At 46.5% G+C, this 26,715-nt stretch carries 24 protein-coding genes and 3 pseudogenes; 18 read left to right on the top strand and 9 right to left on the bottom strand.

The window, feature by feature from the left end; all coding sequences use genetic code 11:
- Window positions 1-185: 185 nt before the first annotated feature.
- The 7 genes and pseudogenes from ON063_RS04355 to dnaA all read right to left on the bottom strand — a co-directional run bounded on the left by ON063_RS04355 (window position 186) and on the right by dnaA (window position 10,045).
- Window positions 186-1,175, bottom strand: coding sequence for an HD-GYP domain-containing protein (locus ON063_RS04355; protein WP_274664364.1), 990 nt, complete (start codon window positions 1,173-1,175; stop codon window positions 186-188).
- A 119-nt stretch (window positions 1,176-1,294) separates the two neighbouring features.
- Window positions 1,295-3,865, bottom strand: a complete 2,571-nt coding sequence (gene gyrA, locus ON063_RS04360) for a DNA gyrase subunit A (RefSeq protein WP_274664365.1) — start codon at window positions 3,863-3,865, stop codon at window positions 1,295-1,297.
- A gap of 22 nt (window positions 3,866-3,887) precedes the next feature.
- Window positions 3,888-5,818, bottom strand: a pseudogene (gyrB, locus tag ON063_RS04365) (DNA topoisomerase (ATP-hydrolyzing) subunit B).
- A gap of 49 nt (window positions 5,819-5,867) precedes the next feature.
- Window positions 5,868-6,986, bottom strand: a complete 1,119-nt coding sequence (gene recF, locus ON063_RS04370; RefSeq protein ID WP_074034078.1) for a DNA replication/repair protein RecF — start codon at window positions 6,984-6,986, stop codon at window positions 5,868-5,870.
- A 1-nt stretch (window position 6,987) separates the two neighbouring features.
- On the bottom strand, window positions 6,988-7,203 hold the full coding sequence (gene yaaA, locus ON063_RS04375; protein ID WP_015880213.1) for a S4 domain-containing protein YaaA: 216 nt from the start codon (window positions 7,201-7,203) through the stop codon (window positions 6,988-6,990).
- A gap of 126 nt (window positions 7,204-7,329) precedes the next feature.
- Window positions 7,330-8,469: a DNA polymerase III subunit beta gene (dnaN, locus tag ON063_RS04380; protein WP_026824743.1), complete on the bottom strand. Its 1,140-nt coding sequence runs from the start codon at window positions 8,467-8,469 to the stop codon at window positions 7,330-7,332.
- Window positions 8,470-8,665: 196 nt separating this feature from the next.
- Window positions 8,666-10,045, bottom strand: a complete 1,380-nt coding sequence (gene dnaA / locus ON063_RS04385) for a chromosomal replication initiator protein DnaA (protein WP_214749500.1) — start codon at window positions 10,043-10,045, stop codon at window positions 8,666-8,668.
- A gap of 764 nt (window positions 10,046-10,809) precedes the next feature.
- Between dnaA and rpmH the strand changes: the two genes are divergently transcribed.
- From rpmH to ON063_RS04410, 5 genes and pseudogenes are all read left to right on the top strand, one after another.
- Window positions 10,810-10,944 (top strand): 50S ribosomal protein L34, encoded by a 135-nt coding sequence (gene rpmH / locus ON063_RS04390; protein WP_015880216.1) that lies wholly within the window; start codon window positions 10,810-10,812, stop codon window positions 10,942-10,944.
- Between the two features lie 154 nt (window positions 10,945-11,098).
- A complete protein-coding gene (rnpA, locus tag ON063_RS04395) occupies window positions 11,099-11,443 on the top strand; it encodes a ribonuclease P protein component (protein WP_147537828.1) in 345 nt (114 codons plus the stop codon).
- A gap of 105 nt (window positions 11,444-11,548) precedes the next feature.
- Window positions 11,549-12,409, top strand: coding sequence for a membrane protein insertase YidC (gene yidC / locus ON063_RS04400; protein WP_214749506.1), 861 nt, complete (start codon window positions 11,549-11,551; stop codon window positions 12,407-12,409).
- A 101-nt stretch (window positions 12,410-12,510) separates the two neighbouring features.
- A pseudogene (locus tag ON063_RS04405) lies at window positions 12,511-12,696 on the top strand (DUF308 domain-containing protein); the annotation flags it as partial.
- Between the two features lie 58 nt (window positions 12,697-12,754).
- On the top strand, window positions 12,755-13,006 hold the full coding sequence (locus ON063_RS04410; RefSeq protein ID WP_274664366.1) for a DUF308 domain-containing protein: 252 nt from the start codon (window positions 12,755-12,757) through the stop codon (window positions 13,004-13,006).
- Between the two features lie 18 nt (window positions 13,007-13,024).
- On the opposite strand, the gene ON063_RS04415 is transcribed toward ON063_RS04410, so the two are convergent.
- The gene (locus tag ON063_RS04415) at window positions 13,025-13,777 is read right to left on the bottom strand and encodes a nucleotidyltransferase domain-containing protein (protein ID WP_274664367.1); all 753 of its coding nucleotides are present in this window, start codon (window positions 13,775-13,777) and stop codon (window positions 13,025-13,027) included.
- Window positions 13,778-13,944: 167 nt separating this feature from the next.
- On the opposite strand from ON063_RS04415, the gene mnmE reads away from it, so the two are divergent.
- The 5 genes and pseudogenes from mnmE to ON063_RS04440 all read left to right on the top strand — a co-directional run bounded on the left by mnmE (window position 13,945) and on the right by ON063_RS04440 (window position 19,718).
- A complete protein-coding gene (gene mnmE / locus ON063_RS04420) occupies window positions 13,945-15,324 on the top strand; it encodes a tRNA uridine-5-carboxymethylaminomethyl(34) synthesis GTPase MnmE (RefSeq protein WP_214749515.1) in 1,380 nt (459 codons plus the stop codon).
- 15 nt (window positions 15,325-15,339) lie between these two features.
- Window positions 15,340-17,213, top strand: a pseudogene (mnmG, locus tag ON063_RS04425) (tRNA uridine-5-carboxymethylaminomethyl(34) synthesis enzyme MnmG).
- A gap of 4 nt (window positions 17,214-17,217) precedes the next feature.
- The gene (gene rsmG, locus ON063_RS04430; RefSeq protein ID WP_214696505.1) at window positions 17,218-17,934 is read left to right on the top strand and encodes a 16S rRNA (guanine(527)-N(7))-methyltransferase RsmG; all 717 of its coding nucleotides are present in this window, start codon (window positions 17,218-17,220) and stop codon (window positions 17,932-17,934) included.
- A gap of 80 nt (window positions 17,935-18,014) precedes the next feature.
- Window positions 18,015-18,899: a nucleoid occlusion protein gene (gene noc, locus ON063_RS04435; RefSeq protein ID WP_074034050.1), complete on the top strand. Its 885-nt coding sequence runs from the start codon at window positions 18,015-18,017 to the stop codon at window positions 18,897-18,899.
- A gap of 36 nt (window positions 18,900-18,935) precedes the next feature.
- A complete protein-coding gene (locus tag ON063_RS04440; RefSeq protein WP_074034048.1) occupies window positions 18,936-19,718 on the top strand; it encodes a ParB/RepB/Spo0J family partition protein in 783 nt (260 codons plus the stop codon).
- On the opposite strand, the gene yyaC is transcribed toward ON063_RS04440, so the two are convergent.
- Window positions 19,691-20,317, bottom strand: coding sequence for a spore protease YyaC (gene yyaC, locus ON063_RS04445; RefSeq protein ID WP_214696519.1), 627 nt, complete (start codon window positions 20,315-20,317; stop codon window positions 19,691-19,693). The genes ON063_RS04440 and yyaC overlap by 28 nt on opposite strands.
- 171 nt (window positions 20,318-20,488) lie before the next feature.
- On the opposite strand from yyaC, the gene ON063_RS04450 reads away from it, so the two are divergent.
- From ON063_RS04450 to rplI, 8 genes are all read left to right on the top strand, one after another.
- Window positions 20,489-21,430, top strand: coding sequence for a mechanosensitive ion channel family protein (locus ON063_RS04450; protein WP_271305794.1), 942 nt, complete (start codon window positions 20,489-20,491; stop codon window positions 21,428-21,430).
- Window positions 21,420-21,623: a DUF951 domain-containing protein gene (locus tag ON063_RS04455; RefSeq protein WP_047795718.1), complete on the top strand. Its 204-nt coding sequence runs from the start codon at window positions 21,420-21,422 to the stop codon at window positions 21,621-21,623. Before ON063_RS04450 ends, ON063_RS04455 begins: the two co-directional genes overlap by 11 nt.
- A 153-nt stretch (window positions 21,624-21,776) precedes the next feature.
- Window positions 21,777-22,877: a redox-regulated ATPase YchF gene (gene ychF, locus ON063_RS04460; protein ID WP_214696529.1), complete on the top strand. Its 1,101-nt coding sequence runs from the start codon at window positions 21,777-21,779 to the stop codon at window positions 22,875-22,877.
- A gap of 131 nt (window positions 22,878-23,008) precedes the next feature.
- Window positions 23,009-23,296, top strand: a complete 288-nt coding sequence (gene rpsF, locus ON063_RS04465; protein ID WP_074034039.1) for a 30S ribosomal protein S6 — start codon at window positions 23,009-23,011, stop codon at window positions 23,294-23,296.
- A gap of 37 nt (window positions 23,297-23,333) precedes the next feature.
- Entirely contained in the window at window positions 23,334-23,843 is a 510-nt protein-coding gene (ssb, locus tag ON063_RS04470; RefSeq protein ID WP_015880231.1) for a single-stranded DNA-binding protein, read from the top strand.
- 43 nt (window positions 23,844-23,886) lie between these two features.
- Window positions 23,887-24,117 carry a 30S ribosomal protein S18 gene (gene rpsR / locus ON063_RS04475; protein ID WP_015880232.1) on the top strand — a complete coding sequence of 77 codons (231 nt, stop codon included), beginning with the start codon at window positions 23,887-23,889 and terminating at the stop codon, window positions 24,115-24,117.
- Between the two features lie 151 nt (window positions 24,118-24,268).
- On the top strand, window positions 24,269-26,260 hold the full coding sequence (locus tag ON063_RS04480) for a DHH family phosphoesterase (RefSeq protein WP_274664368.1): 1,992 nt from the start codon (window positions 24,269-24,271) through the stop codon (window positions 26,258-26,260).
- Window positions 26,257-26,700 carry a 50S ribosomal protein L9 gene (rplI, locus tag ON063_RS04485; RefSeq protein ID WP_214696532.1) on the top strand — a complete coding sequence of 148 codons (444 nt, stop codon included), beginning with the start codon at window positions 26,257-26,259 and terminating at the stop codon, window positions 26,698-26,700. The genes ON063_RS04480 and rplI overlap by 4 nt, the downstream gene beginning before the upstream one ends.
- Window positions 26,701-26,715: the final 15 nt, after the last annotated feature.

The raw sequence follows: 26,715 nt of genomic DNA on the forward strand, positions 1-26,715 counted from the left end.
TCAAAAATTGTAAAACTTATTTTTGCCTCATCGTTCAGTTTTCAAAGTTCGTCTGCCGCTCTTAGCGACTCATTTATAATAGCATCTGACTTTATATTCGTCAACTATAAAAATAAAGTTTTTTAAAAAAGAATAAATAAAGACGATTCCTATCATTTTTGCTGAGAGGAATCGCCAGTCTTTTCTTATTGAAACGATACAATTTTCACTTCAGCCAAACGCGATAAATCATATTCAGTCTCATCCGTATCTTCTATAACAATAGGTCGCTCAATACGATTCGTATAGGCGTGAATCTTCCCACGCACTCCGCTACTCAATAAAACGGTTCGACCGATTTCATAAAACCCGAGCAACGTAGCGAGAAGCGACAAGGCCTCCTCGTCATAGGCTTTATTCTGCCACATATAGAAATATGCTTCTTCTGGCGAAAGTGGTTTTCGAAACGTTCGTGGTGCGGTTAACTGACAGAATCGATCAGCGACAATAAATAAAGGAGACGCGGGATTCAACTCCCGCTCGGTTAAACGTTTTGGAAAGCCGGATCCATCTAGACGTTCGTGATGCTCTGTGATCAATTGATAGACACGCCCTCGTAGCGTTTGATTACTTGGAAGCATCGCTGCCGAGACGAGTGGGTGTTGGTATAGTAGCTCCCTTTCCATTTTTGTGAAATAACGCATATGAGACCATTTTCGAATTTTAGCGTAACTCGCATCAGCGAAATAAGAAGCAATTCCGTAATCAAATTGAAGTTGGTGCTCATCCCCTCGATATTTCGATAAGGCGCGCGCGACGAGTGCTCGATAGATCGCATGGTAGATGACATGGTTTTTTCGCAATGGTTGATGTGTAAAAAAATGAACGACTGCTGAAAGCGGGAGTTCCTGACGAAATAGTTGATGAATAAACTCTAAACCTTCGTAAGGATTCGGAGCGATTCGCTCTTCCCACTGATTATAGTGTTTCTCATATTGTAGAACCTGTTCGCAAAGAAGCTTTTCTTCTATAGAAGTGAAGATTAATTGTTCAACGGGTGCAACATCAATTGCTTCAATCTTTAAGAAACGGAGCAAACGTAAATGTTCATTCGTTAAATGAATTCCTGCCTCTAAGGAAGAAACGGGTGACAATAACGTCATACCAACATGTACAGCGGATAAGTTCAAACGCACGCGAATCCCTCCTATATATGAAAAAGGTCGAACGGAAACACCGTTCGACCTCTCGTCTTACTCATTCACATCAGACGATTCGTCGGCTTCAGGTGCTTCTACCTGTTCCACCTCTCGTCTTACTCATTCACATCAGACGATTCGTCGGCTTCAGGTGCTTCTACCTCAAACCCATTCTCCAAATCGACTGCTGATTCCTCTTCTAACTCATCTTTTTTCAATTTTGCGATAGTCGCTAGACGATCGCCATCTTCAATGTTCATCACTTTCACACCACGTGTGCTTCGACCCATCTGAGAGATAGTTTGCGAATCGATTCGAATCGCAACGCCGTGTTCAGTCATCAACATGATGTCATCATCTTCATCAACAACACGCATACCCACGACTGTTCCACGATCTGTCTTAATTCCAATGATTCCGGAACCGCCACGACCTTGTGTACGGAACTGCTCCATAGCCGTACGTTTCCCGAATCCTTTTTCAGTGATAATCAAGACGTCTTGCGTTGTGCGAACGATTTCCATTGAGACGACTAGATCATCGTCTTTCTTCAAACGAATTGCACGAACACCACGTGCCGTACGTCCCATCGATCGAACTTCTCCTTCGAGAGGGAAACGAATCGACATTCCTTGGCGAGTTACAATCAACATTTCATCATCGCTCTTCGCCAAGCGGACAGTGACGAGCTCATCTGTTTCATTCAAGCTGATGGCACGAAGACCGTTTTTGTTGATTCGAGCGTATGCCGAGAGTGGTGAACGCTTAATTAAACCTTCTTTTGTAATGAAGACAAGAGACAATTGCTCATCTGCCACTTCTTCTTCCGATTCATTTTGCGCATCTTCTGCCACCGTTTGGTTTGCCAGGTAACTATTGAAATCGACAGGAATCATCGTTTCAACTTTTTCACCTTTATCAATTTGAAGCAAGTTAATAATCGGCATTCCTTTTGCGGTACGACTCATCTCAGGAATTTCATATCCTTTAAGACGGAAGACACGACCGAAGTTCGTAAAGAAGAGAATCGTATCGTGTGTCGATGCTGACAGCAAACGAAGTACGAAGTCTTCATCGTTCGTTCCCATACCTTGTTTCCCACGTCCACCCCGACGCTGTGCGCGGTATGAATCGGATGGAATTGACTTGATGTATCCTTCGCTCGTGAGCGTGATCATCATGTCACGAACCGGGATTAAATCTTCATCCTCAAGTTCAACGATGTCTGTACGAATCACCGTACGACGTGCGTCACCATACCGCTCTTTGATTTCAAGCAACTCGTTACGAATGATGTCGAGAAGCAACTCCTCATCACCAAGAATCGCACGAAGTTCCTCGATCAACGCTTTCACTTCACGGTATTCGCCTTCGATTTTCTCGCGCTCCAAACCAGTCAATCGTTGGAGACGCATATCTAAAATCGCTTGCGTTTGCTCAGTAGAAAGTCCAAAGCGAGCAATCAACTTCTCACGCGCCTCGTCACCAGTACGTGTACTACGAATGATGGCGATGACTTCATCCAAGTGATCAAGCGCAACACGAAGTCCCTCTAAGATGTGGGCACGTGCTTCCGCTTTATCCAAATCGAATTGCGTACGACGACGTACGACTTCTTTTTGGTGTTCGATGTAGTAATAGATGGCTTGTTTGATGTTCAACGTTTTCGGGCGACCGCCTACGAGGGCAAGCATGTTCACTCCGAACGTCGTCTGCATCGGCGTTTGCTTATACAAGTTGTTCAAGATGACACTCGCATTCGCATCCCGACGAACTTCGATGACGACCCGCATCCCATTACGGTCGGATTCATCACGCAAGTCTGTGATTCCTTCGATTTTTTTATCACGTACCAAATCGGCAATTTTCTCAACAAGACGTGCCTTGTTGACTTGATATGGGATTTCATGAACGAGGATCCGTTCACGACCGTTTTTCAACGTTTCGATTTCGGCTTTCGCACGCATCGTAATCGATCCACGTCCCGTTTCATAGGCACGACGAATCCCGCTGCGTCCCAAAATTTCTCCCGCTGTCGGGAAGTCAGGGCCTGGGATGTGTTGCATCAATTCAGCAATCGTGATGTCCGGGTTATTAGTAAGAGCCAACACCCCATCGATTACTTCATTCAAGTTATGCGGAGGAACGTTCGTTGCCATCCCGACCGCAATCCCGCTCGTTCCGTTGACAAGGAAGTTCGGGAAGCGAGCCGGAAGAACGACCGGCTCTTTCTCTTCACCATCGAAGTTTGGTTGGTAATCGATTGTGTTTTTGCCAATGTCTCGTACGAGTTCCATCGCAATCTTAGACATACGTGCCTCGGTATAACGCATCGCAGCGGCCGAGTCGCCATCGACTGAACCGAAGTTCCCGTGACCGTCGACTAGTTCGTAACGATAACTGAAATCTTGAGCCATACGAACCATCGTTTCGTAAACGGCAGAGTCACCGTGTGGGTGATACTTACCGATCACGTCCCCGACGACACGCGCCGATTTCTTATGTGGCTTGTCCGCACGAATTCCGAGCTCGTTCATCGCATACAAAATACGACGGTGAACCGGCTTCAAACCATCTCGCACGTCCGGAAGGGCACGTGATACGATGACGCTCATCGCATAGTCCATGAACGACGTTCGCATCTCTTGGCTAATATTTATATCCTTGATATTTTCTTGTTCTGCCATTCGTTATTGCCTACCCTTCTTATTAAATATCGAGGTTCTTCACGTAATGGGCGTGAGATTGAATAAAGTCACGGCGTGGTTCGACGTTGTCACCCATGAGCGTTTCAAAAATCTCATCTGCTTCAATCGCATCTTGAAGATCAACGCGAAGCATCGAACGCGTTTCCGGGTTCATCGTCGTATTCCACAACTGTTCAGGATCCATCTCTCCAAGACCCTTGTAACGTTGAACGCTATAACGTGCGTTTTCAGGAAGTTGTGCAAGTGTAGCTTGTAACTCTCGCTCGTTTTGAACATAGATTGTTTCTTTACCGTGCTTCACACCATAGAGCGGTGGTTGCGCAATATAGACGTATCCACTCTCCACGAGTGGTCGCATGTAACGATAGAAGAACGTCAATAACAGCGTACGAATGTGCGCTCCATCGACATCGGCATCGGTCATGATGATCAGTTTATGGTAACGTGCTTTTGATAAATCGAACTCATCCGCAATCCCTGTTCCGAGAGCCGTGATGATCGTCCGAACTTCTTGGTTGGCCAAAATCTTGTCAAGACGTGCTTTCTCGACGTTGATGATTTTCCCTCGAATCGGCAAGATTGCTTGGAAGTGACGGTCACGACCAGATTTTGCCGAACCACCCGCTGAGTCACCCTCAACGATGTATAGTTCAGATTTCGAAGCGTCTTTCGACGAACAGTCAGCCAATTTCCCTGGTAATGAACTGACTTCGAGAATACCTTTACGACGTGTCATCTCGCGTGCGCGTTTCGCAGCAAGGCGTGCGCGTGCTGCCATCAATCCTTTGTCGACAATGAGACGACCGACTGATGGGTTCTCGAGCAAGAATTGTTCGAACGTGTCACTGAATAACGTATCTGTCGCCGTACGAGCATCGGCATTTCCAAGTTTCGTCTTCGTCTGTCCTTCAAACTGAGGTGCCGGGTGTTTGACGGAAACAATCGCCGTCAATCCTTCACGGACATCATCCCCAGAAAGACTTCCGTCGGCCTCTTTCATCAATCCGAATCGCTTCGCATAATCATTGATTGAACGTGTGAGTGCTGTTTTAAATCCGGTCTCGTGCGTCCCACCTTCATGTGTCGGGATGTTGTTCGTGAATGAGTAGATGTTACTTGCGAAACCTTCGTTGTACTGAAGGGCAATCTCTACCTCAATTCCATCTTTCGTTCCGTGCACATATACAGGCTCTTCATGAATCGATGCTTTCGAACGGTTCAAGTGCTCGACGTAAGACTTAATTCCGCCCTCGTAGTGATAATTGCGTTCAATCGTCTCATCGCTACGATCATCTTTTGCGACAATCCGTAACCCTTTATTTAAGAAAGCAAGCTCACGAAGACGTGTTGCTAGCAAATCAAAGTCATACTCGAGCGTTTCTTGGAAGATATCGCCGTCCGGGAAGAAGCGGACAGTCGTTCCTGTCGTATCTGTCGTTCCGACGATTTCAAGTTCGCCTTGTGGCACGCCACGTTTGAACGATTGATAATACACGTTGCCGTCGCGACGGACGAACACTTCAAGTTTTGTCGATAGTGCGTTGACAAAACCGACGCCCCTACACCGTGCAAACCACCTGAAACTTTGTATCCGCCACCGCCGAATTTACCGCCGGCGTGCAATACCGTGAAAATAACTTCAACGGCAGGTCGACCTGTTTTCTTTTGAACGTCTACTGGAATCCCACGTCCGTTATCTTCGACAACGATGGAGTTTCCTGGCTCAACCGTCACTGTGATCGTGTCACAATAACCTGCAAGCGCCTCATCGATTGAGTTATCGACAATCTCCCATACTAAGTGGTGGAGACCGCGAGAGCTTGTGGAACCGATATACATCCCTGGACGTTTACGAACAGCCTCTAAGCCTTCAAGAACTTGAATCTGATCGGCGCCATACGCTTGTAATTCTTTTTCGTTTTCATTACTCATCGGTTATTTTCACCTACTATACATGATTTGGTGTTCCTTCTTACCACGATTACACGGATTCTGTTTCGACTTCGCCTTGTTTCACGTGAAACACTTTGGCTTGTTGAATGGTTTCATGTGCGATTCCATCAATGTTTGTTGTCGTCAAAATCGTTTGTACTTTTCGTCCCATCGTATCGAGTAGATGGGTTTGGCGATGATCGTCAAGTTCAGATAACACATCGTCTAATAACAACAGAGGATATTCGCCCACTTCTTCATGAATCAATTCAATTTCAGCTAGCTTCAATGACAAGGCCGCCGTTCGTTGCTGACCTTGTGAACCGAACGTTTGAACGTTTCGATCGTTTACGTACAATTCAAAATCGTCACGATGCGGACCAAATAAGGTCACACCTCTTCTTCGTTCGTTCTCTCTTATTTTATCAAACTTTTGACGATACGTTTCAAACATCTGTTCTTTTGAGAAACGTTCTTTTTGGAACGTGTCAGAAACGTATTGAATCGTCAGTGTCTCTAACTCACGTGTGATCCCAGAATGAATCGGATTAGCCCATTTTTCGAGTTGATCGATGAAATGATAGCGTCTCATCACAATCTTCACGGCGAGTTCAATCAATTGGTCCGTCAATACTTCGAGTAACGTCTCGTCCCCACCCTTTGTGGATAACTGCTTCAACAAGGCGTTTCGCTGTTTTAACGTCTTCAAATATTGATTGAGCTCATGTAAGTACACGGGACTGACCTGACCGATTTCCATATCTAAAAATCGCCGTCTCCCTTGTGGACTGCCTTTGACGATGGCTAAGTCCTCAGGGGCGAACAAGACGACGTTAAATGCGCCGACATAGTCACTGAGACGACGTTGTTCTAAATGATTGAGCTTTGCTTTTTTTCCTTTAGGAGAAAATGAGAGACTCTGCACCGATTCGCCGGTGCGTTTATGAATCCGTCCTTCGATACTTGCGGCATCAGCTTCCCAACCGATCAATTCTCGGTCTTGTGTCGTCCGATGCGATTTTGCGAGCGCAAGTACGTAAATCGATTCGAGAAGATTCGTTTTTCCTTGGGCATTCTCACCAATTAGAACATTCGTTTGTTCTGAGAAATCTAGCTCGAGGGTTTCGTAGTTGCGATAATTTTGCAATCGGATCGACTTTAAATGCACGTCAGTTTCCCTCGATTTGATATTCCCCGAAGCCTTCGACCTCGATTGTATCTCCATCTCTCAATTTACGACCACGGCGTTGATCCTGCTCACCGTTCACTTTGATCATGACATCTTCTAAAAAGAACTTTGCTTGTCCCCCACTTGAGATGATGTCTGCTAATTTTAAAAATTGTCCGAGCGTTACATACTCGGTTGTAATCGACACTTTTTCCATGTCGTCACTTCCTTTCTCACATGCTGATCTGAAAAAATCGCCATACATATTAGTTTATCGAAAATCGTCGAATAAGGCAAAAAGAGGGATGACAAGGTCAGACACCTCATCATCCCTATCCGCTGCTTACGATGTGCGGACTGGTAAAATCAGTTGAAGAACGCTATCTTGCTCAACCGGTCGTAGAATGAACGGTCGCATCGAACCCGTGAACTGGATTTCGATTTCAGATGCGTCGAGCGCACGAAGCGCATCCATTACAAACTTAGAGTTGAAGGAGATTTTCAATTCTTCCCCTTCAAGCGATAAGATGCTGACACGCTCAGACACTTTACCGACTTCAGGCGAATGTGAAGATACTTCGACTGCTGTCGTATCTTCCGCGACAAATTTAATCACGTTGTTCCGGTCAGCACGTGCTAAGAGTGACGCACGGTCGATGGCTTGTAAGAATTCTTTCGCATTCATACGTACTGCTGTACGATATTCTTCCGGAATGAGGCGTGACGTGTCTGGGTACGCCCCGTCTAACAAACGCGAGAAGAATGAGATATTTTTCATGCGGAACAAGATCTGCTGGTCTGTCAGTACGATTTCAATCGGCAACTCTTCACGATCGAGCAATTTAGCGAGTTCGTTGAGCGAACGACCAGGGACGACGACATTTTGGAACGTCAAGTCGTTATCTGTCTCAAAACGAGCACGACGAAGCGCCAAGCGGTGGCTGTCTGTCGCTACACATGTAAGGAAGCCTTTCTCAGCTGAGAAGTTGACCCCTGTTAGAACAGGGCGTGTCTCTTGTGAGGAAACGGCGAAACTCGTCTGACGGATGATCGTCTTCAAGAGATCCGCTGGTAGATAGAAACGACGGTCGCTCGCAAGTTCTGGGAGGCGAGGATATTCGTCCGGGTCGAGACCGTTCAAATGGAATTCTGCCTGGCCAGACTCAATTCGTGTCATGAAGTTTGGTGACACTTCGAGTGTGACTTCGTTTGTCGGCAACTTCTTCACGATTTCTCCTAAAAAGCGCGCATTTAATACGACACTTCCAGCACGCTGAATTTGAATAAGTTCGATTCCACCTTCTTCGATTGGGATCAAACGTTCAATCGAAATTTCAGTATCACTTCCTGTCAGTGTTAAACCGTCCGCATGAGCTTCAAGCTTTAAGCCTGTCAAAATTGGAATGGTCGTTCGTGATGCCACAGCTTTGGATACATCTTGTACGGCTTGCATGAATACATCTCGTTGAATCGTTAAATGCATGTGGATAATTCCTCCTAAGGTGAAATGAGTCATTTACTAATGATAATAATAGTATTAATTAAGTCATAATAGTAATAAGGGCTGTGGATACTGGGGATAAGTCCCCTGAAGCATACGTATGAAGCCATTTCGCCTGTGAATAACTTGTGGATAACTAAGGTGGTTTATCCACAGGATATCCACAGAGAATCCGTCATCAGTTAGACAGTGCTTTTTTCAATGTTTGAATCGTCTCTTGCATTTCCACATCGTTTTTCAGGAGCGTGCTAATTTTCTCATGTGCATGAATCACAGTCGTGTGGTCACGCCCTCCGAACTCTTCCCCGATTTTTGGCAACGAACTCTCCGTCATCTCACGAGATAGGTACATCGCGATTTGACGTGGGAATGCCAACGTTTTTGTCCGTTTTTTCGAGTTCAACTCTTCTACTTGAATGTTGAAGTGTTGACCGACGATTTCTTGAATGTCACGAATGACAATCTTCTTCGCTTCCTGGACCGGCATGATGTTATGAAGCGCTTCTGCTGCTACGTCTGGGTCAATCGGTCGCCCAACTAGTTTTGCGTAAGCGACAACGCGTGTCAACGCCCCTTCTAGTTCACGAATGTTCGTATCGATTTGATTCGCAATATAAAGCATGACCTCGTTTGAGATATCGAGACCTTCAGCAGTCGCCTTTTTACGGAGAATCGCAATTCGTGTCTCGAGGTCAGGTGGTGTGATGTCTGTAATGAGTCCCCATTCGAAACGCGAACGTAGGCGATCTTCTAACGTCGGAATTTCTTTTGGCGGTCGGTCGCTTGAAATGACGATTTGTTTCTGATCATTGTGTAGCGCATTGAAAGTGTGGAAAAACTCTTCCTGCGTTTGTTCTTTTCCTGCTAAGAACTGAATATCATCAATCAGCAACACATCGATGTTCCGATAGCGATTACGGAACTCGCCTGTTTTATTGTCTCGAATCGAGTTGATGAATTCATTCGTAAACTTTTCAGAAGAGACATACGCAATCCGAGCTCCTGGTTTTTGTCCTTTTACATAATGACCAATCGCATGCATCAAATGCGTTTTCCCAAGTCCAACTCCCCCGTAAATAAATAGTGGGTTATATGCACGGGCTGGCGCTTCAGCAACAGCGAGTGATGCGGCGTGGGCAAATCGGTTCCCCGATCCGATGACAAACGTCTCGAAGATATATTTGTCATTCAGCTGTCCGAGATCCCCTTCCTCTTTTGAAGGTAATGGTAAAGGCTGTTCCCTTGTTTCCGTCACGGCAATGGATTCTTGTGACGATCCATCCGCTGGAGCATACTTGTGTGCTTGAGATTCTTCAATAAAATGAATTTCGAGCTTATTGTTTGTGATTTCTTCGACCGTATCTTGTAAAAGTGACAAGTACTGTCGCTCTAACCACGTAACGATAAAACTGGCCGGCGCCGACACAACGAGTGTCGTTCCCATCAGTGATATCCCCTCGGTTGATTTCAACCACATGTCAAAACTAGCTTTTGGAGTTCGTTCCTCTTCTTCAATCACAGATAAAACGTTTCTCCAAATCTCGCGAGCATTCTTCAATGAAAGACCTCCTTTACTCACATGTTTGGTAAAACTTATTCACACGATATACACATACACTATTCTATAGTAGAAACTAGGGTTATCCCCAAAGAACAAAAACTGTGGATAAAGTTATCCACATGGTGTTCATTATGGGGATAACACTTATCCACAGCCTGTGTATATCTCGGAATCACGAATTGTTCATCCACAAGTTTGTGCACATTCAGTTTAGCAAAATAAAATAGACGTGGCAATGCTTTTCGGTATTTATCCACAGATAAAGAAAAGTATCCACACCCACTTATCCACATGCTGTGTGTTTTGTGGATAAACTGTGGATATGTTGTGGATAAGGGTGTTTGGATAGAAAGGTTAGTGAAAAAGTTATGCACAAAAGAGGAGGAAGTGAATCGGGAGAAAGTTTTTGTAAAAGAAGAAAATAAAAAAATAAGAAATTTGGATATGAAAAAAGAAGAGTTATTCACATATAAATGTGGATAACTTCGTGAATATGTGGATAAAATGGCTCAACATCGCTATTTATAAAGACCGTTTAAGAAATACGTTAAGGTTTCGTGTCAATCTGGTCCCATATAAGCCGTTCTAGACAAAGCTGAATGATCCCAAATGATCCTTCTCGATCACGTAATCGACCTGATTCGAAAACCGTTCGAAAATACATTGACAATTGTTGATTCGATTTATATAATCTTAAAGACTGCCTTAAATGAAACTATAACTTGCTAATAGAGCGTTAATCTTGAGGAGGTGCTGTAACCATGAAACCAACTTTCAACCCTAACAACCGTAAGCGTAAGAAAGTTCACGGATTCCGTGCACGCATGGCGACTAAAAACGGTCGCAACATTCTTGCTGCTCGTCGTCGTAAAGGCCGTAAAGCCTTGACTGTATAATTTCGAATGAAGATTGCCCGGGGATCCTTTCCTCGGGCAATTTTTTAGTTTGTCACAGAAACGTAGCATTTCATGGATTCTCCCTCGTTCAAATGATGTGGATATGATATGATGTTAGTTGACGATTTTTGAAGCGAAGGATGGAGTGAGAATTTTGAAAAAAGAATACCGCCTGCAAAAGAATGAAGAGTTCCAAGCGGTGTTTCGCGAAGGACGCTCCGTGGCCAATCGTCAGTTTGTCGTCTACACGCTCAAAGCGGATCAAACGCATTTCAGAGTGGGTCTTTCTGTCAGCAAAAAGCTTGGAAATGCTGTAGAACGAAACCGCATGAAACGATTGATGCGTGAGTCGCTTCGCTTGCTTGAACCGAACGTTGCGCCGAATGATTATGTGATCATCGCCCGGAAGCCTGCGACCGCATTGACGCAGTCGGAAGTGACCGAGAGTTTGAAACACGTATTCAAACGAGCGAAGGTTTGGCAAAAACAAAGCCGGTGACCATGACAATCTGAATTTGTTCTCTCATATAATCAGAGTCTTATAAGATTGCCCGATCGACGTGTGCGTTAAAAAAGAATTAATAAAGAAAGCGTAGGAGGAACTATGAGCAAAAAGCTAAAATTAGGATTACTCGCTGCCATGACTGCGGTCATTATGCTGATGGCAGGCTGTGTGGATCCGTCTACCATCCAAGCCGAACCAATCACGGCTGACACAGAAGGTTTCTGGGCGAAGTACTTTGTATGGCCGCTCGCATGGCTCTTGAAGGAAGTTGCTTATTTAGTGGGTGGCCCATGGCAATATGGGATTTCAATCATCATCGCGACAATCATTGTTCGTTTGTTGATTCTCCCGCTCATGATCAAGCAGACGAAGAGTATGGGTGCGATGCAAGTCTTGCAACCGGAAATGTTGAAGCTTCGTGAGAAGTACAGCTCAAAAGACCAAGAAACACAACGTAAACTCCAAGAAGAGATGATGAAACTTTATCAAGAATACCAAATCAACCCGCTCGCAGGTTGTTTGCCAATCTTGATTCAAATGCCGATTCTCTTCGCGTTCTATGATGCGATTCGTCGTACTCCTGAGATTTTCGAAGCGGACTTCTTATGGTTCGACCTCGGTGCTCCGGACCCGACGTTCATCTTGCCAATTTTGGCGGCAGTCTTGACGTTCGTTCAACAAAAAATCTCAATGGCGGGTCAAGAACAGAACCCACAATTGAAGATGATGCTTTACATCTTCCCAGTCATGATTTTCATCATGTCGATCAACCTTCCAGCCGCACTCTCATTGTACTGGGTAGTCGGTTATATCATCTCAATCATCGTCACGATGGCAATCATGCTTCCGATGCGTGAGAAGATGAAGGTTGCAGCAGAAGCGAAAATCGCTGCGAAAGAAGCAGAGCGTGCAGCGCTTGCTGAAGAAGAAAAGAAAAACAAAAAGAAAAAACGTAAATAATCGTTAAGCTGGGTGTCATCTGACACTCAGCTTTTTTTATGGGATTGTATGTCGAGAAGACGGGAATAATGAAAGAAACGGGTAAATGGAGGTGTGGAAACATGGAGGCATTTATTCATCGTGTAGAACGTTCGACGTTATGGCAAGCAATCATTTACTTTGTGCTCGGTGTTCTTATTTTACTGTACCCTCGATTTTTCTTTGATGTCATGGTGTACGTGATTGCCGGATACTTGGCTGTCATGGGTATATGGATGATTTTTCAGGGAGTTCGTAGACGACAGGGTGGGTTACCGCCGGCTTTCTTTATGGGTCTTATCTATTTGATTTTGGCAGCAGTCGTCTTTGTTTTTATTTGGAGGGATCATTCGCCTCATTCAGGCGTTCGGTTACCGTCAATCGATGGCGGGACGATGGCTCTGGTTTTTGATTGGCAGTCTACTGTGGATTGGTGTCGGGATTCTTATGCTGACGAATCCGTTCAGTAGTTTACTTGTCCTATTCCAGCTTTTCGGTGGAATCCTTATCGCCATTGCGATTCTAGAATTGTTCCTCTATTTCACGATTCGTTCGACGAAACGACAAGCACGTTACTAAAAAACAAACCGTCCTCTTTCAAGGGCGGTTTGTTTCTCGTTGAAGCAACTGTTCCATAAACGATCCGAACACGTTGTAGCCCGATAAAGATTGGAAGAAAGATTGTTCTTCTTTGAGTCGCTCGATATAGAGTCGAGCGGCTTTTTCATGATTCGCTGGGGTTAATTGATTATAAAATGGATGTAGGTCGATTTCTTGTCGCTGCGTCACATCCTTTAAACCGAGGGAAGCCCGGTCCGGTGTATGGTGAGCGGCTAACACATATGCAAAATGGACCATTCCTTGACGAAGCATTTCGGCTGCCCAAATGTCGTTACCGCGATTTCTTAATTTCGTATATTGGAAAAAGAACCAAACGGTGTCGAAGGCATGGTCACTGATTGCTACTTCGTCTAACTGCAAGGAAGTGGCGTGTCTAGCAAGTCGCTGTTGTGGGTCATAGATCACATGAATCGAGTCTTGATGGTTCAACGTATCTTGCGTGACCGTGAACAGGTCGAGGTGAAGAAAATCGTCGAATACGACGATGAGTTGTGGCGCAACGATGTGAATCTCGTCTTTTAACAGAATCGGACGGTAGGCGTTTAAATGCTCGAGGCGTCTAGATAGAAAGGAGGCCTCCTCATCGGGGTGCACCATGACATAAAGGTCGATATCTGAATGCTCATCGGCTTCTCCCCTGCCGAAAGAGCCTTTCAAAAAAATTGCTTGAACTGCCTCATCCTGTTTTAATCGTTCCGTAATGAGTTGAATCGCTTCCTGTTGCTTCATGTTCATCCCTCTCGTCTCTGTCAATATATTCCTTTATTGTACGAAAATAATGATAGGAACTGCAATGACTTCATCGGTGGGTGAACTCTTTCGTTCAAGTCGAATATCGTGTATAGTAGGTTCGTTATGCATATGATAGAAGATGGTTTAGGTTTGGAGGGAGAAAGATGCTAGAGTTTGACACGATTACAGCGATTTCGACGCCGATGGGTGAAGGTGCCATTGGAATCGTCCGATTATCAGGCGATTTGGCGGTCGAAACGGTGAACAATGTGTTTTCTGGAAAAGACTTAACAACGGTCGATTCACATACCATTCATTATGGAACATTAAAACGTCCTGATACGGGCGAAGTCGTCGATGAAGTCATGGTCAGTATCATGCGAGCACCAAAGACGTTTACACGAGAAGACGTCGTCGAAATCAATTGTCACGGAGGCGTCGTGGCGGTCAATCGTGTGCTAGAACTCATTCTCGACCAACCCGACATCCGCTTAGCAGAACCGGGCGAGTTCACGAAACGCGCCTTTTTAAATGGCCGAATCGATTTATCACAAGCCGAAGCGGTTATGGACTTGATTCGTGCGAAAACGGATCGGGCGATGAATGTGGCCATGTCTCAAATGGAAGGACGTTTGTCACGACTCGTTCGCGAATTGCGTCAACAACTGCTTGAGACGATTGCGGCAGTCGAGGTCAATATTGACTATCCGGAGTATGACGCCGAAGAGATGACACAAGCGATCGTCGAAGAGAAGGCAGGCGAAGTCAAACGAATCTTGGAGCAATTGCTCGAGACGGCGCGACAAGGAAAAATCTTGCGCGAAGGTTTGGCGACGGCAATCATCGGGCGACCGAACGTCGGAAAATCTTCACTCATGAATACGCTTGTGCAAGAGACGAAAGCGATTGTCACGGAGATTGCCGGGACGACACGTGACACGATCGAGGAATATGTCAACGTGAAAGGTGTTCCGCTCAAGTTGGTGGACACCGCCGGTATTCGCGAGACAGAAGATATCGTTGAACGCATCGGCGTAGAAAAATCGAGGAAGGCGTTAGAAGCAGCGGACTTGGTCCTTCTCGTCTTGAACGGACATGAAGGGCTGACTGTCGAAGATGAGGCGTTGTTTGAGGCCGTCAAAGGGATGAATGCCATCATCATCATCAACAAGACAGACTTGCCACAAAACATGGATTCTTCTAAGCTAGAGAAACTAGCGGCAGGACGTCCAATCGTGGCGACGTCACTCTTACTAGATGAGGGAATCGATGCACTTGAAGCGGCGATTGCGAACCTCTTCTTTGCAAAAGGCGTCGAGTCACAAGATATGACATATATCTCAAACGCTCGACACATTCAATTAATCAAACGAACGATTGGTCAAATTGATGAGGCGCTCGGTAGTGCCGTCATGAATATGCCAATCGATATGGTCCAAATCGATTTACGTCGGGCGTGGGATACGCTCGGTGAAATCAATGGAGATACCGTTCAAGAGAGCTTGATCGATCAGCTCTTTTCACAGTTTTGTCTTGGGAAATAATAAGGAGGAACAAATATGGCTTATACGGCAGGCGAATATGACGTAATCGTCATCGGGGCCGGACACGCAGGGATTGAAGCGGCACTCGCATCGGCTCGGATGGGTGCCAAAACAGCGATGCTGACGATGAACCCTGATATGGTCGGGTTCATGTATTGTAACCCGTCAATCGGTGGACCGGCGAAAGGGATCGTCGTACGTGAAATCGACGCACTCGGCGGAGAAATGGGTCGTGCGATTGATGCGACGTACATCCAAATGAAGATGCTCAACACGTCAAAAGGTCCAGCGGTACGTGCACTACGTGCACAGGCGGACAAATTCCAATATCAAAATCATATGAAGAAAGTGCTAGAAGACGAGCCGAATCTATTGCTTCGTCAGGCACTTGTTGAACGATTGCTCGTCGAAGACGGAGAAGTTCGTGGCGTGGTAACGAACACGGGTTCAGAATATCGCGCGAAAGCAGTCATCGTCACGACGGGAACGTTCATGCGTGGTCAAATCATCATCGGTGAATTGGCATACGAAAGTGGTCCAAACAACCAAATGCCATCGGTCGAGCTTTCAAAACATTTAGAAGAACTCGGCCTCGATTTAGTTCGATTCAAAACAGGGACACCGCCACGAATCGATGGGAAAACAATCGATTACTCGAAGACTGAGATTCAGCCTGGAGACGAGAATCCAACATTCTTCTCGTACACGTCGACTGACTTGAATCCAATTGAACAAATCCCTTGCTGGCTCACGTATACGAGTGAACGTACACATCAATTGATTGATGAGAACTTACACCGTTCACCGATGTATTCGGGTGCAATCAAAGGAACAGGACCACGTTACTGTCCATCGATTGAAGATAAAGTCGTCCGTTTCAATGACAAACCACGTCACCAAATCTTCTTAGAACCAGAAGGTCGCGATACGGAAGAAGTATACGTTCAAGGTTTCTCGACGAGTATGCCAGAAGACGTTCAACATCAGATGCTTCGGACGATTCCAGGTCTTGAAAAGTCAGAGATGATGCGTCCAGGTTATGCGATTGAGTATGATGCGGTCGTACCGACGCAACTTTGGCCGACTCTTGAAACAAAGGCAGTTCCAGGACTCTTTACAGCAGGGCAAATCAACGGGACGAGCGGCTACGAAGAAGCAGCTGGACAAGGAATCATGGCGGGAATCAACGCCGCATGCAAAGTGCTCGGTAAAGACCCTGTCATCCTGGACCGCTCTCAAGCATACATCGGTGTCTTAATCGATGACCTCGTGACGAAAGGAACGAACGAACCATATCGTCTCCTCACATCGCGTGCTGAGTATCGCCTCTTGTTGCGTCATGACAATGCAGATTTACGCCTCAGCGACATCGGGCACGAGATCGGCTTACTATCAGAAGAACGCCATGCACATCTCAATGAGAAGCGTGAAGCGTGAAGCGACTCGCATCACTTGTCGTCAAACCGACGCCTGAAGTGAATGCGATGCTTGAATCGGTCGGTGCACACCCGCTGAAAGAAGCGACACATGCCAACATTTTGTTGAAACGTCCAGAAGTGACGTATGAGGCACTCATGACGGTCGTCCCATCTACGGACGAGTTGTCGTTCGAAGTGAAAGAGCAAGTCGAGATTCAAGTGAAGTATGAAGGCTATATCTCAAAGCAGCTCGAACAAGTCGAGAAGATGCGTCGCATGGAAGCAAAACGGATTCCAGAAAACTTGGATTACGATGCAATCGGCGGTCTTGCGACAGAAGCGAAACAAAAATTAAAACAAGTTCGTCCACTTTCGATCGGACAAGCATCACGGATCTCGGGTGTAAACCCTGCAGACGTGTCAATCTTGCTCGTCTATATCGAACAAGGACAATATGCGACGGTGGAGTGAAACGATGAACGAATCTCAATTTATTGAAGCGTTACGGGCGAAAGGGTTTGAACTGAACGAGACACAACTCGCTCAGTTCAAGCGCTATTTCGAGATGCTTGTTGAATGGAACGAAAAAATGAACTTGACGGCCATCACGGACAAAGAGGAAGTGTATTTGAAGCACTTTTACGATTCGCTCAGCGCAGCGTTTCATTTCGATTTCACGAAAGTCGAAACGGTATGTGATGTCGGAGCGGGTGCCGGATTCCCGAGTCTCCCTCTCAAGATTTTATTCCCGCACTTACATGTCACGATCATCGATTCATTGAACAAACGCATCACGTTCTTGAATGAGTTGGCGCTCGCCCTTGGACTTGAAGGTGTCGCGTTCCATCATGGACGTGCCGAAGAGTTTGGGAAGAACAAAAAATTCCGCGAACAGTTTGATGTCGTCACAGCACGTGCGGTAGCTCGCATGACAGTGTTGGCTGAGTACTGCCTACCGCTCGCAAAAGTAGGCGGAAACTTTGTCGCGCTGAAAGCGGCGAAAGTATCTGATGAGATGAAAGACGCCCAAAATGCGTTGGCTGTCCTTGGCGGAAAAGAAAAAGCGACACACCAGTTCCTATTGCCAGGAGAGATGAGTGAGCGTAATATCGTAGTTGTAGATAAACTACGAAAAACGCCCGGGAAATATCCGCGTAAGGCGGGGACACCGGCGAAAGAGCCACTTATCTGATGATGTCGTTTCACGTGAAACAAAAGCAGATTCCAGTGGTGGAGTCTGCTTATTTTTTTACATAAAAGGGGTGCCCGACGTTGAAGAATAGATTTGCGAAATTGTTCGGTGTGAATCGAAAAGACGAAGTTGCCGTGACGCAGATTGCAGAAGTTCGAGCGGATGACACGGTACAGGAGCTCTCGTTGTCACGATTGCGTCCGAACCGATATCAACCGCGTAAAGTATTCGAACCGGCTAAAATTGAAGAGTTGGCAACGACGATTTCGGAACATGGACTGCTTCAACCGATCGTGGTTCGTAAGGCAGACGGGGACTGCTATGAAATCATCGCCGGGGAGCGTCGTTTCCGTGCCGTGAAATCGCTCGGCTGGTCAGCGATTCCGGCAATCGTTCGAGACATGGACGACGACACGACGGCTGCGCTCGCCTTGATTGAAAACTTGCAACGGGAACAGTTGAGTCCGATTGAAGAGGCGGAAGCATACGACCGTTTACTCGCCTTGAACGGCTTGACGCAGGATGCGTTAGCGAAGAGTTTAGGGAAAAGTCAGTCTACGATTGCGAATAAGTTACGACTGTTGAAGTTGCCTGAAGACGTGAAACAGTCACTTCGCGATCGTCGCATCAATGAACGACACGCTCGTGCGCTGTTACCGTTAAAAGAAGAGGGACTACAGCTCCAAGTGCTCGTGGAAGTGTTGGAACAGGATTACAATGTTAAAGAGACGGAAGAACGAGTCGCTTTTTTGACAACGCCAATCGAAGAAGAAAAGCGTAAACCAAAAAAACAACGTCGCCGGACGAAAAGTTTTGCGCGCGATACGCGAATCGCCATCAATACGATTCGTGACTCAATCGATTTGATTGGGAAAACAGGGATTGATGTCCAAACTGAAGAAGTAGACGAAGAGGAATTTGTTGAAATTCGAATTCGCATCCCGAAAGCGCGGCCTCAAAAATGAGTCCGTGCTTTTTCATACGATGAAGGAGGTTTGTAGATGGAACGATTAGCATTAAAATTCATTCGCCCAAACCCGAACCAACCCCGGAAACAATTTGAGGTGGAGAAACTAGAAGAGTTGCGCCAGTCGATTGAACGGTATGGCGTTCTGCAGCCGATTGTCGTACGAAAAGCGACCGGCTATTATGAAATCATCGCTGGGGAAAGACGATTCCAAGCGGCAAAACTTGCCGGGAAAGAAGACATTCCCGCTCTAGTCGTCACGGCAGACTCGGATCGCGTCATGGAGTTGGCCTTGATTGAAAACATTCAGCGTGCCGACTTGAACGCCATCGAAGAAGCCGTCGCCTATGAACAATTGATGCAGACACTCGGCCTGACTCAACAACAATTGGCAGACCGGGTCGGGAAAAGCAGAAGTCATGTGACGAACAGTTTGCGTCTGCTTCGTCTACCGAGCGCGGTTCAGCACGCGGTCATGGTCGGCGATTTGACGATGGGTCATGCACGGGCGATTACAGGCATGAAATCAGAACAAGCGATGGAACAGATTGCAAAACGAGTGATTGCCGAACACTGGACGGTAAGACGGCTCGAGCGTTACTTACAAAAAGAGCGCACAGCAAAAAAGACGCTGAAGCAATCGAACGCAGATATCGAAGCGGTCGAAGCAGTGCTTGCAGAGCGTCTTCAAATGGATGTGTCGATTCGTCCTCGTCGAAAAGGAGGCGTGTTAGAACTAAAATACTTCTCTCAAGACGATTTAGAACAACTCCTTACGTTGTTGTCGCCTCAAGACTTTGATTCGTCTCGTGATTGACGAAGTCTCGTGATTGCGGCTTCTTCGTGATGAAGGCGTCCGATACGTGAATCGAAATCGACGAACCCTTCCGTGATGAAGCGTGCGAGTTCATAGACGAGATGGAGTCGTGTATTTTGAAGAATCATCATTTCCATAAAGCCACTGACGTTTACGACGGCTTTGATATTATAAGCGCCGACGGCAGGGAGTTCTTTTTGGACGCCTGCACCTGGGGCGAGTGGTCCTTCTGAAAAGAAGACGTAGCCGACGCTCGACAAACGTCCGAGACAAGCATCGATGGCAATGATGAGCGGTTGATGGAAGCGGGTTTGGATCTCATGTAACGTCTCCACTAAATTGAGCGCGTGTACGGGTTTCGTTAACGTACCGTATACGTGTAGGTTGCGGATGCGACGTTCTTCTAAAAACGTTCCGACGAGTGGACCAAGAGAATCACCGGTCGAACGATCCGAACCGATGCAAACAAGGACGATGGGGCGATGGGTTTCATTGACCAACTGTTCATGAAGCTGGTCCGCAAGTAATCTGGATCCACTCCGCTCAGTGTGTTCAATGAAGAAAGAGTATGGTTTATGAGGTTTTAGGCGAAACGGCATGAATCTCATCCTCTCTTCTGAGCTGCCTATTCCTAGTTGCAGTTAGGGGATTGATCTCGTATTAACCCATTCCCAAAAGTGGAAAACTTCTAAACTTCCGAATGCGGCGTTTGAGAAAAGTCGCGAAATATGTTTTGATGATTTAGAATCTACGACTTTTGAGGTGAAAAGATGGCTTCGCAAAATACAGAAAAAGATTTAAATACGGTAGCAGACGAAACGATTGACAGTGTAAACCGCTTCGTGGAGTACTTTAAAGATACAGACATGTGGATTGGCTTGGGAATCAAGCTCGCCGGTGTCGCACTCATCATCCTTGGCCTATATATCGCGACAAGAATTTTGACGACGATGGTCGAACGTGTGTTTACGCTTCGGAAAATAAAAGAACACGACATTGTCGCTCAGCGTCAAAACGAGACGCTATTGAAACTCGCACAAAATACAATTCGTTATGTGATCGGGTTAATTATGGTCCTGACGGTGCTCGGACAGTTCGGCGTCAATATCGCCGGTTTAATCGCATCAGCCGGGGTAGCAGGTCTTGCCATCTCGTTCGGTGCGCAAAGCTTAGTGAAGGACGTCATCACAGGCGCATTCATCATCTTTGAAAATCAATATAAAAACGGGGATTACGTCAATTTGAACCAGCAAGTCGATGGAACAGTCATTGAGGTCGGCATTCGTACGACGAAGTTAAAGGGATTAAATGGGCAAGTAACGATTATTCCGAACGGACAAATCTTGCAAGTGACGAACTATTCGCTTGAAAACAGCGTTGCGGTTGTTGATATTGGGGTTGCATACGAGGAAGATATGTCGAAAGTAGAAAAGGCGCTCAAAGAGATCGCAAAGTTGGTCGAAGAACGCTATCACGACTTGTTCATCGAACCAATCAACTTGGCTGGAGTCCAATCGCTTGGACCTTCGGAGGTCGTCTATCGATTAATGGCGGAAGTCCCGCCGACCCAGCACTTTGCTGCCGGGCGAATTTTGCATAAAGAGTTGAAGGCTGGACTTGACGAACGCGGTATTGAAATTCCATATCCACGTACGGTCATGATGCCACCGAACTCGACTCCTAAAGGAGGAGAAACAGAACATGCAAAGTAAAACTTATGCGTTGAACGATATTGTGGAAATGAAAAAACCACATGCCTGCAAGACGAACCGCTGGCAAATCACACGTGTAGGGATGGACATTCGCATCAAATGTCAAGGTTGCGGAGCAAGTGTACTCATGCAACGCCGTGACTTTGATAAGCGATTCAAGAAAGTGCTTGAGCAAGGGAACGCCGCAGAATAAGCGGCGTTTTTCTTTAGGTTATGAACGTGAGTTGCGGTTTAATCGTGGACTATCTATAATTGTGAAGGATGTGACGGTGTGGTGTACTGAAGGTACCCACTCCACAGACGGCTTAACATTTCCCGGGAAACACCGGATGAGGAGGAACTACTAGTGGGATTAACAGCAGGAATTGTCGGATTACCAAACGTCGGGAAATCGACTTTGTTTAATGCGATTACACAAGCAGGAGTCGAAGCGGCCAACTATCCGTTCGCGACAATCGACCCGAACGTCGGAGTCGTTGAAGTACCAGATGCGCGTCTTGATCGATTGACGGAACTCGTCAAACCGAAAAAGACGGTGCCAACAGCGTTTGAATTTACAGATATCGCTGGAATCGTCAAAGGTGCATCAAAAGGTGAAGGACTCGGAAACAAGTTCTTGGCGAACATCCGCGAAGTCGATGCAATTTGCCAAGTCGTTCGTTGCTTCGAGGACGAGAACATCACGCACGTCGCGGGACGCGTCTCACCGATTGACGACATCACGACCATCAACCTTGAATTGATCTTAGCTGACCTTGAACAAGTCGATAAACGAATCGCACGCGTTCAAAAAATGGTAAAAGCAAAAGATAAAGGAGCGGTACAGGAGCTTGAAGCACTTGAGATCGTACGTGACGTTCTTGAGTCGGAGCGCCCGGCACGTGTCGCTGAATTAACGGACGACCAACTCGCCATCGTGAAACACTTCCAGTTGTTGACGATGAAGCCGATGCTTTATGTGGCGAACGTGAGTGAGGATGAAGTGGCGGACGCGGACTCAAACGAGTACGTTCAAGCGGTCCGTGACCATGCGGCAACAGAAGGGGCGAAAGTGATCGTCATCTGTGCACGTATCGAAGAAGAAATTTCAGAGCTCGAACCAGAAGAGCGCCTTGAATTCCTACAAGATCTCGGCATCGAAGAGTCAGGACTCGATCAATTGATCCGCGCTGCGTATTCGACACTTGGTCTTGCGACATACTTCACGGCAGGTGAAAAAGAAGTTCGCGCTTGGACGTTCAAACAAGGGATGAAGGCCCCACAATGTGCCGGTGTCATTCACTCTGATTTCGAACGTGGATTTATTCGTGCTGAAGTTGTCGCGTATGAAGATCTTTCGGCAGCTGGCAACATGACGACAGTGAAAGAACAAGGGAAACTTCGCTCGGAAGGTAAAGAATATGTCTTCCAAGACGGCGATGTTGTCACATTCCGCTTCAACGTATAAGTTGATTTGCTGAAACGTGTTGTAAAAGTCAAGGAAGTTTGATAGTATATTATGACGTGAGTAAAACAATTGTTTGCTCCTTGCTCCTACAAACCGGTAGGAGCCGTTAGTCCAAGAGGAGGTGAAAGATAATGCGTAAATACGAACTTCTTTACATTATCCGTCCATCAGTTGATGAGGAAGCGAAGAAAGCTTTGATCGAGCGCTTCAACAACGTCATCACTGAAAACGGTGGTACTGTTGAAAAAACAACAGACATGGGTAAACGTCGTTTCGCTTATGAAATCAACAAGATGCGCGAAGGACACTACGTTCTTCTTAACATCGTTGCTGAACCTAAAGCGATCCAAGAAACAGAGCGTCTCATGAAGATCTCTGACGACGTTGTCCGTCAAATGACAACAAAAGACGAGCGTTAATCCTTAACGTCTCGTATCGTGAAAGGGGAGCTTGGAGATGATTAACCGAGTTGTGTTAGTTGGTCGATTGACTCGCGATCCGGAAATGCGTTACACGCAGAGCGGAATCGCCGTAACACGCCTTACTCTCGCTTGCGATCGTCCATTCGCTGGACAAGATGGGAAGCGCGAGACGGACTTTATTGATTGTGTCGTTTGGCGCAAACAAGCAGAGAACGTAGCACAATACTTGAAAAAGGGCAGCATGGCCGGCGTTGACGGTCGCCTTCAAATCAGTAGTTACGAAGGACAAGATGGCCAACGTCGTTACCGGGCAGAAGTAGTCGCCGACAGCGTACGCTTCCTTGAACCACGCGGGGCCTCAGGGCAACGTGAGCAAGCACCATCTGGAGATGTCTTCGGTGGTGGTGAATCAAGTGGATCAGGATGGGGCGCAGGAGCTGCTTCGACTTCATCTCAGTCCTCGAATTCGAATAAAGGTTTTGACGCAGATCCGTTCTCGGGTGGCGGCAAAATCGACTTGTCAGATGATGATTTGCCATTCTAATCATTGTTGACAATAAAAACTAACTTATAAAGGAGGTCTTCACATGGCACGTCGTCCAGGAGGTCGTCGTCGTCGTAAAGTATGTTTCTTTACGTCGAACAACATCACTCATATCGATTATAAAGACGTAGAATTGCTCAAACGCTTCGTTTCGGAGCGTGGTAAAATTCTTCCACGTCGTGTGACTGGTACTTCAGCGAAATACCAACGTCCACTTACTGTCGCTATCAAGCGCTCACGTCAAATGGCTTTGCTTCCATACGTTGCAGAGTAATGTTTGACGAACGGCTTATCCTTTTGGATAAGTCGTTTTTTTGTATTTCATCTCGTTTGTAAGTGTGTAAGTGAAACCGACGAATATGGTATGATAGAGCAGAAACCTTTACGATTCCATGGGTGAACATTACTCATTTTAGGAGGCATACATGCACAGTGGTGAAGCAATAACATCCGTGAAGAACCAATACGCGCGGCATATGATTCCATATGTGATTGGATTTCTTGTCTCGTTAGGATTGGCGTTCTACAGCATTGTGGCGGCAATCACCCTGTTTGTGGGCACGCTGATCTTTTTCATCTATCAGCAAGTGACGATGCGACGGGAACGTAAAAATTGGGAACAGTATGTCCTCTCACTCTCTCATCAAATCGAAGAGGTCGGAAAAGAAGCATTGACGACGATGCCGATTGGGATTTTAGTCTTCGATCAAGACCGACGAATCAGTTGGTATAACGAGCAATCACGATTGATCTTTGAACTCGATATGGCGATTGGTGTACCGCTTGATGCGCTCCATTCCGCATTCGATGAGTTGATTGAAGAGGAAGAGGATGAAGCCACGATTGAAGTGGGTGACCGCGTATATCGTGTTTTTTACAATCAAACACATCAAACGCTTTATTTGTTTGATATGACCGAAGAAGCAGAGATGGAACAAAAATATGTTCAAACGCAAACGGTCATTGGCATCTTGTATCTAGATAACTATGATGAGATGTCGACCGCAGTGGATGAGCAAGTGCGAAGCGAAGTAAACCGTCGTGTGACGGTGCTTCTCAACCAATGGGCGCAACGGCATCACATCTACATGCGTCGTACGGCAGCAGACCGCTTTTTCCTCGTGATGAACGAGCGAACGTTATCTGAACTGGAGAACAATCGCTTTTCCATTTTGGATGAAGTGCGTGATGCAACGAAGGAACAAAGGATTCCGTTGACGTTATCGATTGGGGTTGGATGTGGAGAAACGACATTGACGGAACTCGGCAACCTATCGCAGTCGAGCCTAGACCTTGGACTTGGTCGTGGTGGTGACCAGGCAGTCGTCAAACGTCATAACGGAAAAGTTCGTTTCTTCGGAGGGAAGACAAACCCGACGGAGAAACGGACGCGCGTCCGGGCTCGTGTCATCTCGAACTCGATGCGTGATTTGATTCGAGAATCGAGCCGTGTCCTCGTCATGGGACATAAAAATCCAGATATGGACTCGCTCGGAGCTTCCATCGGGATTATGAAATTGGCTGAGTTTGTCGGACGCGAGGCGTACGTGGTGGTGCCGTCAGGTGAGACGAGCATCGGCATTCAGCGACTCGTTCAAGAGGTAGAAAACGATGACTCGTTATATAGCCAGTTCTTGACCGAATATGAAGCACAACCACTCATCGATGAACAGACGCTTCTCGTCGTCGTCGACACGCATCGTCCTTCACTTGTCATTTCAAAAGACATTCTGTATCGGGCGGAGCGTGTCGTTGTGATTGACCATCACCGACGTGGTGAAGAGTTTATCGAGGACCCGGTCCTTGTGTACATGGAACCTTATGCATCATCGACGTGTGAGCTCGTCACGGAGTTGATTGAGTATCAGGCAGGAAGTCGCAAGCTTTCGATTTTAGAAGCGACGTCACTTCTTGCAGGAATCATGGTCGACACGAAAGGCTTTACCCTCCGTACAGGTTCACGTACGTTTGATGCGGCGTCCTTCTTGCGTATTCAAGGGGCTGACACGGTACTCGTGCAACACTTTATGCGGCAAGACCTCGATGCTTATATCGAACAGTCACAGATTTTGAAAAATACCGAGATTTACGCAGATGGCATGGCGATTGCGGTCGCTTCTGACGACGAGGCCCATCACCAAGTATTGATTGCCCAGTCTGCAGACCAGTTGCTGAATATGGAGGGTGTCAAAGCCTCGTTCGTCATCGCGATTTTACCGGATGGACGAACCGGGATCAGTGCGAGGTCTCTCGGTGACGTCAACGTTCAAGTCATCATGGAAATGCTCGATGGTGGCGGACATTTGACGAATGCAGCGACACAACTCGAAATGAGTCGCGAACAAGCAAACGTCTTGTTAAAAGAAGCGATTGATCATTACATGACAGATGATACTGAAGGAGAGGAATTAGAATGAAAGTCATTTTGAAAGTAGATGTAAAAGGGCAAGGAAAAGCTGGAGAAGTGAAGAACGTGGCAGACGCTTACGCAAAAAACGTCTTGTTCAAGAAAAACTTGGCGGTTGAAGCGACACCTGGAAACTTAAAAGCGTTCGCGGCGAAAGAACGTCGTGCTGAAGAGGCTGCAGAAGAAGAGTTGAAAGAAGCGCAGCAACTTAAGGCAAAACTTGAAAAAGAGACGATCGCCGTCACGACAAAAGCCGGTGAAGGTGGTCGCGTGTTCGGATCGGTCACGAGTAAACAAATCGCGGACGCCCTCAAATCAATGGGCTACAAGATTGATAAGCGTAAAATTGAACTCGAGCACCCAATCAAGGCGCTCGGTTTCACGAAAGTGCCAGTGAAGTTGCACCATGACGTCGTTGCGACGTTGAATGTACATGTACAAGAAGCTTGAAGGTGAGGTAGAGAC

It is taken from the genome of Exiguobacterium sp. B2(2022), from assembly GCF_028823655.1.
GTDB lineage: Bacteria > Bacillota > Bacilli > Exiguobacteriales > Exiguobacteriaceae > Exiguobacterium > Exiguobacterium aestuarii_A.